The organism is Desulfobacter sp. (genome assembly GCF_050177295.1).
In genome coordinates this window covers 1-7,105 of the sequence record NZ_JBFXHE010000225.1, presented here as the reverse complement: position 1 = coordinate 7,105, position 7,105 = coordinate 1, and the positions used below count along the sequence as shown (strand labels likewise).

Below are 7,105 nucleotides of genomic sequence, written 5' to 3'. Positions count from 1 at the left end.
ATATTTTTGAAGATTTTTTCGGTTTTGGCGGCGGACGAGGCGGCAACCGGGCCAGGCGGGGATCAGATCTGCGCTATGACATGACCATAGATTTTATGGAGGCTGCCTTTGGTACGGAAAAGACCGTCTCCATACCAAAGATGGAAACCTGCGACGGGTGCAACGGGTCCGGCGCCGCACCCGGCTCCTCTGCAGAAACCTGCTCCCACTGCCGGGGCACGGGACAGTACGTCCAGAGCCAGGGCTTTTTCAAAGTCAAAACAACCTGCCCCTATTGCAAGGGCAGGGGGACAATTATTCCCCATCCCTGTCCCAAATGCCGGGGCGGCGGCCGCATGGAAATCACCCGCAAGGTCCAGGTCAAAATTCCTGCCGGTGTGGATGTGGGGTCAAAGCTGCGTCTCACCGGAGAAGGCGAGGCCTCCGGCACGCCCAACGGCCCGTCAGGTGACCTTTACGTGGTAATTAACGTTAAACCCCACAAGTTTTTTCAGCGGGACAGAACCGATATTATCTGCGCCATTGATATTTCTTTTATCCAGGCCGCCCTTGGTGCTGAAATCACCGTACCCACGCTGGTGGGAGAAAAGAAATTGACAATCCCCGCCGGGACCCAGTATGGAGAGTCTTTCCAGTTCAAAGGAGAGGGTATTGCCTCTTTGAGAACCGGCCGGCGCGGGGATCAGATTATCAAGGTGATCGTTAAAACGCCGACCAAGCTGAGCCCGAAACAAAAGGATCTGCTCGAAGAGTTTGACAAACTGGATGCAAATAAAATATCAAACAAGCTGAAAAATCTGTTTAAAAACCTGTGATAGCGAAGGAACCGGATGGGGGGATATGTTTGAATTAAAGGTTAAAACCCAGTTTGCCGGGGCCCACCAGCTTGCCATGGTGGGCCGGAAATGTGAGAACCTGCACGGACACAACTGGCAGGTGGAAGTATATGTCAAGGGCGATCAATTGAACGCCGCCGGGGTGCTGGTTGATTTCGGAGATATCAAACGGGCGGTCCGGGCTGTTGTGGACGGGGAACTGGACCATAAATTTTTAAACGAACTGCCTGCCTTTGAAGACGAACAGCCCACGTCCGAACGTATTGCCGTTTATATTGCAGACAAGGTCCAGGCATACCTGGACAAAGATCTGGACGAAAAAGTCGTGGTCTCCAGGGTCATGGCCTGGGAATCCGATGATGCCTGCGCGATTTATTATCCTACCCCGATCGTGATGCAATGATTTTTTTGGCCGGAATCAGTCCGGTGGCCGCGGCTGATACAATGTTGCCGGCAACCCCCGGGCCGTCACCTGCCACGTACATGCCCTTGATTTTGGTTTCCAGGTGCGGTGTGGTTTCAATCTGAGTGGCAAAGAATTTGATCTCCGGGGCATAGAGCAGGGTTTCATCGTTGGACACCCCGGGCAGCACCAGGTTTAAGGTCTCCAGCCCCTGGACTAGATTGGACAGGATCCGCTCGGGCAGAGCCATGGCAATGTCCCCGCACACCACATTGGTCATGGTGGGCGCGATATAGCCTTTGTTGATCCGGTTCCAGGTGGATCGTCTGCCCCGTTTCAGATCCCCGAACCGCTGGAGAATGGGCTTGCCCCCGCCGATGATGGTGGCCAGACGCCCGATGGATTCCCCGTAAGCCTGGTTGTCCGTGACCGGTTCAGTGAGGACCACCTTTGACAGAAAGGCAAAATTGGTATTGCTTGATTTTTTATCTGAATAGGCATGCCCGTTGACGCAGACAAAATCCTGGTAGTTTTCCAATGCCACAAAACCGCCCCGGTTGGTGCAGAATGTCCGGGTCAGATCATCATAGGTGCGGGTGCGGATGAAAAAGGTGGGGTCATAGATCACATTGCACAGATCATCCATGATATCGTTGTGCACCTCCACCCGGATACCGACTTCTATGCCCCGCTGGCTCAATTCAATACCATGCTTAAGGGCCAGGGATGACACCCAGTTGGCCCCGATGCGGCCCGGTGCCAGAATTACGTTGCGGGCATGATAAGATCCCTTGTCAGACACCACCCCCTGGATACCCCCATCTTTTTCAATAATGTCTGTTACATTCTCACGGGTGCGTATCTCAAGTCCTTTGGACTGGATATAGTCGGCCATGCCCGTGATGTAGCCCGGCAGCTTGTCACTGCCCAGATGCTTTTGCCGGATGAGCAGAAGATCAATGCCGAACCGCTTGGCTTCCTTTCGGATGCGTTTTGCCTCATCCATATTGGTGGGAAATACCTGGGCATCCATCTTAAACCGGGTAAAAATCTCTTCGGTTTCATCAATCAGTGCCTGGGCCTGGGGCATGGGCATGAACTGGGTGAGATCGGTTTTCCCAAGTTTTGGGATAAAATTAAGTTTTCCATCGGAGTACAGGCCGGCCCCGCCAATGCCGGACAGAATATTGCACGGATCGCACTGGGCACATTTCTGTACTTTGCTGATGGGGCATTTGCGTTGCTGCGACGCTCTTCCCCGTTCAATGAGCAAGACTTTGAGATCCGTATGTTCCATCAGATGATATGCCGCAAACAGCCCTGCGGGCCCGCCGCCCACAATAATTACGTCATACGTCATATTCAACCTTTGAAGATTCATTTTCCATGACGTCCTCCTTTATAAAATAACTATTTGATATTAAAGCATAAACACCTCATACCAACCTATCTTAACTAATCAGGAGATTAACCTTTTTATTATGTTGAAATCAATGAAATTTATTGTTCGGATCTCATATGGACTTCTTCATGCGCTTCATGGTCAAAAAAATAAATACCAGCAAAATTTAGACTCTATAAGCCGTATGAAGCATCCGACATCAAACTGCAAGCAGATTATATGAGATTGCTCTGGCGGTCAGGCATTTGGATTGATTTCTCCTCCCGGGTCTGATAGGCTTATTATTAAAATCGCCCCGCTTTGATCGCAACAACGCCGCTATTGTAACTCGCAAGTTCCCAATCCAAGCGGCACCAGAAGTTTTCCGGGGCAGATAGGCCCTTATTTAAACCGGACCGCTGTAATGCAACATATTATCCCTTCAGACGAATATTGGATATCCCGCTTGTCCGGCGACCGGTTCATTCCCATTGTGGAACCGTGTGCCGCCGCAGCCCCAAGGGAGGAAACCATGAACGCTGACATTTCATGCATCCTATCTTACCTGTACAATGGCAGAGGAATGAATCCCAGAGAATACCAGTGGTCAGGCATTGAAGGAATAATTAAAACCCGCCTTTCGGAGCGGGGCATCAGCCGGACACAAGACTATATAAATGTCCTGGAAACGGACCCGGAGGAATGGCAGACCCTTATCAGCCGTCTGACCATCCATGTCAGTGAGTTTTTCAGAAATCCGGTGACCTTTGAGGTTCTTTCCGAAATCGTTCTCCCCGCCCTGATGACCAGGAAACTCAAAACGCCCTGTCCCTGCATCCGGGTCTGGTCATCCGGCTGCGCCTGTGGGGAGGAAGCCTTTTCCATGGCCATCCTGTTGAAAGATTTTTTCAAGACAACAAACCGCTGTTTCGATGTAAGGATTTTTGCCACGGACATCAACCGTTCCGTTCTTAAAAAAGCGGGCAGGGGAACCTTTGACACCGAACAACTTAAAAACGTCAAACTCAAACACTTGAACCGGTACTTCACCAGACACTCAGCGCGTTACCAATTAGATCCCTCTATTTTAGATATGGTATCTTTTTCATATTATGATATTCTGGATACCAGAACCTATGTACCGCCTGAAAGTGTTTTTGGTAATTTTGATCTGGTATTGTGCAGAAATCTTCTGATCTATTTTCAGCAAGAGAGCCGAACTCGAATATTTGACAAGCTATTTCGCGCTTTGGCTTCCGGGGGATATCTGGTCCTTGGTGAAGCCGAATCGCTGCCGGAACAATACCATCCCAGATTCAGCCGGGAGCTGGGAAAGGTCCATATATATCAAAAGCACCAATAGGACCACGCCCTGGCGAAAAGGAAAGGAAACAAAATCCATGCACCTTTACAACCTGTCCATCAAGCATCGCATGATACTTTCATTTCTCCTGATCATCATTCTCTTTACCGGGTTTGCCATGACCTGTATCTACCAGATGAACGTCCTCAACGGCCTTACTGAAACGCTGTATACCCATCCTCTGCAGGTTTCCAATGCAGCTCTGGAAGCCAAAGCAGGGGTCCTTGCCATGCACCGGTCCACCAAGGACATCTCCACAGCCACGACCCAGGCGGATATTGCCCTGGGCATTGAAAAGGTCCGCCACAATGAGCAAAGGGTCTACCAGGAACTTGCGCTGATCAAGCAATTCATACTGGGGCAAGAGGGAAAGCAATTAATTGAAGAAACCATTGAATTCTTCGGCGGCTGGCGGCCCATCCGTCTTGAAATCCAACATTTTGTTCTCCAGGGGGATACAGAATCCGCCAACAGGATCACCCGTGAAAAAGGCGCCGATTATGTGATCCGACTTGAAAAGCGGATGGAGGAACTGGCCCGGTATGCCCGGAACAAGGCGGACGGTTTCATGGCTAAAGCCGAAAAGGTCCAGCAGCAGGTACACAGGGATATCCTGGCCTCCATCGTTCTTTTCGTCGTCCTGGCTCTGCTCATTAGTTTTTTTCTGTCGTCGAGCATATTAACCGCCATCACCGAGCTGCAGAAAACCATGGAGAGAATCGCCAGTACAGGGGACCTGGAAAAAACCCAGCCCAAGGGCAACAATGAAATTTCGGAACTGGCCCGCCATTTTAACATTCTGATCCAAAAGCTCCAGGAGCAGCTCTGGCTCCAGACGGAGGAAAACGCCCTGAAACAGACCCTGTCCGGTGACCTGGGTTTCGATGCCATCCTGGAAAAAGGGTGCCGGCATCTTTGCAGAAGCCTTAACGCCTGTGCTGGGGCAGTGTACACATTTGACAGTGAAAAGAACCTGTGCCGCCTCAGCCATTATTTCGCCCTTCCCGGGGGAAGCCAGTTCTCTGACTCTTTTTTTCCCGGCCAGGGAATCGTGGGCCAGGTAGCTGAAGAAAAAAAAGAGATTCTGCTGACCCGTCCGGGAGAAACGGAAGTCCTGGTGAACGCCGGTGCCCTGAACCAGGCACCGCATACCCTGATGGCCCTTCCCATGATGCATAAAAATACCTTGTACGGCGTGTTTGAAATCGCCTCTTTTGAATCCGTCAATTCCATACAGCAGCAATATCTCCGGTCATCTGCCAGGATCATGGCTGTGCTGCTTTTTGCAGCGGGAAAAAACGAGCAGGTCAAACGCCTGCTGGCAGACGCCCGAAAGACAAATGAACAGCTTAGGGCCCAGACCGAACAGCTCCAGGCATTGAATACGGAATTCCAGCAACAGTCCACGGAACTGAACCAGCAGAATATTGAACTGGAGTACAGACGCCGGCAGGTAGAAGAGGCCAACCGGCTAAAAAGCCAATTTCTGTCCAATATGAGCCATGAACTGAGAACCCCTCTCAATTCGGTGAATACTTTGTCCCGGGTATTGATCTCCCAGGCAGGGGAAAGATTATCTCCGGAGGAGAACAGCTATCTGGAAATCATTGAGCGAAACGGCAAACACCTTTTGTCCTTGATCAACGATATCCTTGATCTGTCCAAAATCGAGGCCGGGAAAATGGATCTGCATCTCACCCGCTTCTCCCTTGCCGCAGCCATTGACAATGTGGTTGAGACGCTTGTCCCATTGGCCCGGAAAAAGGGTATCGCATTGGAAGCAAAGCTGCCCGGATCCATCTCTTTGATCGAAAGCGATGAGGCAAAAGTCCATCAAGTTCTTGAAAACATCATTGCCAACGCCGTCAAATATACGGAAAAAGGCAGTGTCTGCGTTTCCGTCCTTGAACACCAAAATTATTTTGATATCAAAGTTGAGGATACCGGGATCGGCATTTCCACAAAAGATCTTCCCACCATATTTGAAGAGTTCCGCCAGGCAGACGGCACCACTACCCGGAAATTCGAAGGAACCGGCCTAGGCCTTGCCATTGCCTACAAAGCGGCCAGGCTTCTGGGAGGCGATGTCAAGGTTTCGTCTGTCATCGGCCAGGGAAGTGTATTCACTGTTCAGATTCCGGTAAGCTGTGACAGCGCAGTACCGGCGTCCTCTTCTGCCGTTGACGAACCGGCATTGCCTGATCTTCCCCCTGACCGCCAGGGCCATGCCATCCTCATTGTGGATGATGATCCGGAAATGCGCGGTCTTCTGGCCCATGCCTTTCAAGAGGCGGGCTATCCGACCCTTACAGCGGCAACAGGCCGGGAAGCCCTTAAACTTGCCGGAACCCGGCAGCCCCTGGCCATCACCCTGGATGTCGTCATGCCGGACATGGACGGCTGGGAAGTGCTGGTGCGTCTGAAGGAAAATCCAGATACCGCTCCTATTCCGGTTGTTATCATTTCGGTAACCGATGACAGGGACACCGGATCTGCACTGGGCGCTGTGGGATACATTACCAAGCCTGTAGATTATCAAAAGCTGATAAGAGAGATTAAAAAAATTCATAATACCCTACCTGTAACCGTAATGCTGGTGGATGACAATGACGCAGACCGGAATCAGGCCGCCCTGTGCATTTCCGAGGCCGGGATGCGGGTGATGGCAGCAAACAGCGGCAGACAATGCCTGGAGATGCTTGAAACAGACAAGCCTGACGTCATGGTTCTGGATCTGGTCATGCCCGGAATGGATGGATTCGAACTGGTTAAGGCTGTCCGGGGAAACCCGGAAACAGCTGATCTACCTATTCTGATCCTGACGGCAAAGGATCTGAGCCCCGGGGAAAAGGCCGTTCTGGAAGCAAATGTTTCCACCATTCTGATCAAAGACCACCGGTGCCCGAAACGACTTCGTAAGGATATCAAAACCATTTTGAACCGAATCCATACGTCCCCCAAATCGTCCCGAAACCATCCGGATGGGTCCAAGAGGATTTTGCTCGTGGAAGACAATGACGCTGCAGTGATTCAGGTAAAAACCGCTCTGGAATCCGGAGGGATCGCAGTTGATGCCGTATCGGACGGGCAGCAGGCCCTGGACTACCTTGACCATTCCATGC

At 51.2% G+C, this 7,105-nt stretch carries 5 protein-coding genes; 4 read left to right on the top strand and 1 reads right to left on the bottom strand.

Translation table 11 applies throughout. From position 1 onward, the window contains the following. Positions 1-815, top strand: an 815-nt coding sequence (locus AB7U36_RS14985) for a DnaJ C-terminal domain-containing protein (RefSeq protein ID WP_428160531.1), incomplete at its 5' end; no start/stop codon positions are given. 25 nt (positions 816-840) lie between these two features. Continuing rightward, positions 841-1,239, top strand: coding sequence for a 6-carboxytetrahydropterin synthase QueD (gene queD, locus AB7U36_RS14980; RefSeq protein WP_428160530.1), 399 nt, complete (start codon positions 841-843; stop codon positions 1,237-1,239). Here queD and AB7U36_RS14975 read toward each other — a convergent pair. Next, a complete protein-coding gene (locus AB7U36_RS14975; RefSeq protein ID WP_428160529.1) occupies positions 1,217-2,620 on the bottom strand; it encodes an NAD(P)/FAD-dependent oxidoreductase in 1,404 nt (467 codons plus the stop codon). The genes queD and AB7U36_RS14975 overlap by 23 nt on opposite strands. Positions 2,621-3,044: 424 nt before the next feature. Between AB7U36_RS14975 and AB7U36_RS14970 the strand changes: the two genes are divergently transcribed. Beyond that, positions 3,045-3,983, top strand: coding sequence for a CheR family methyltransferase (locus tag AB7U36_RS14970; RefSeq protein ID WP_428160528.1), 939 nt, complete (start codon positions 3,045-3,047; stop codon positions 3,981-3,983). A 37-nt stretch (positions 3,984-4,020) separates the two neighbouring features. Further along, positions 4,021-7,105, top strand: a 3,085-nt coding sequence (locus tag AB7U36_RS14965; RefSeq protein WP_428160527.1) for a response regulator, incomplete at its 3' end; no start/stop codon positions are given.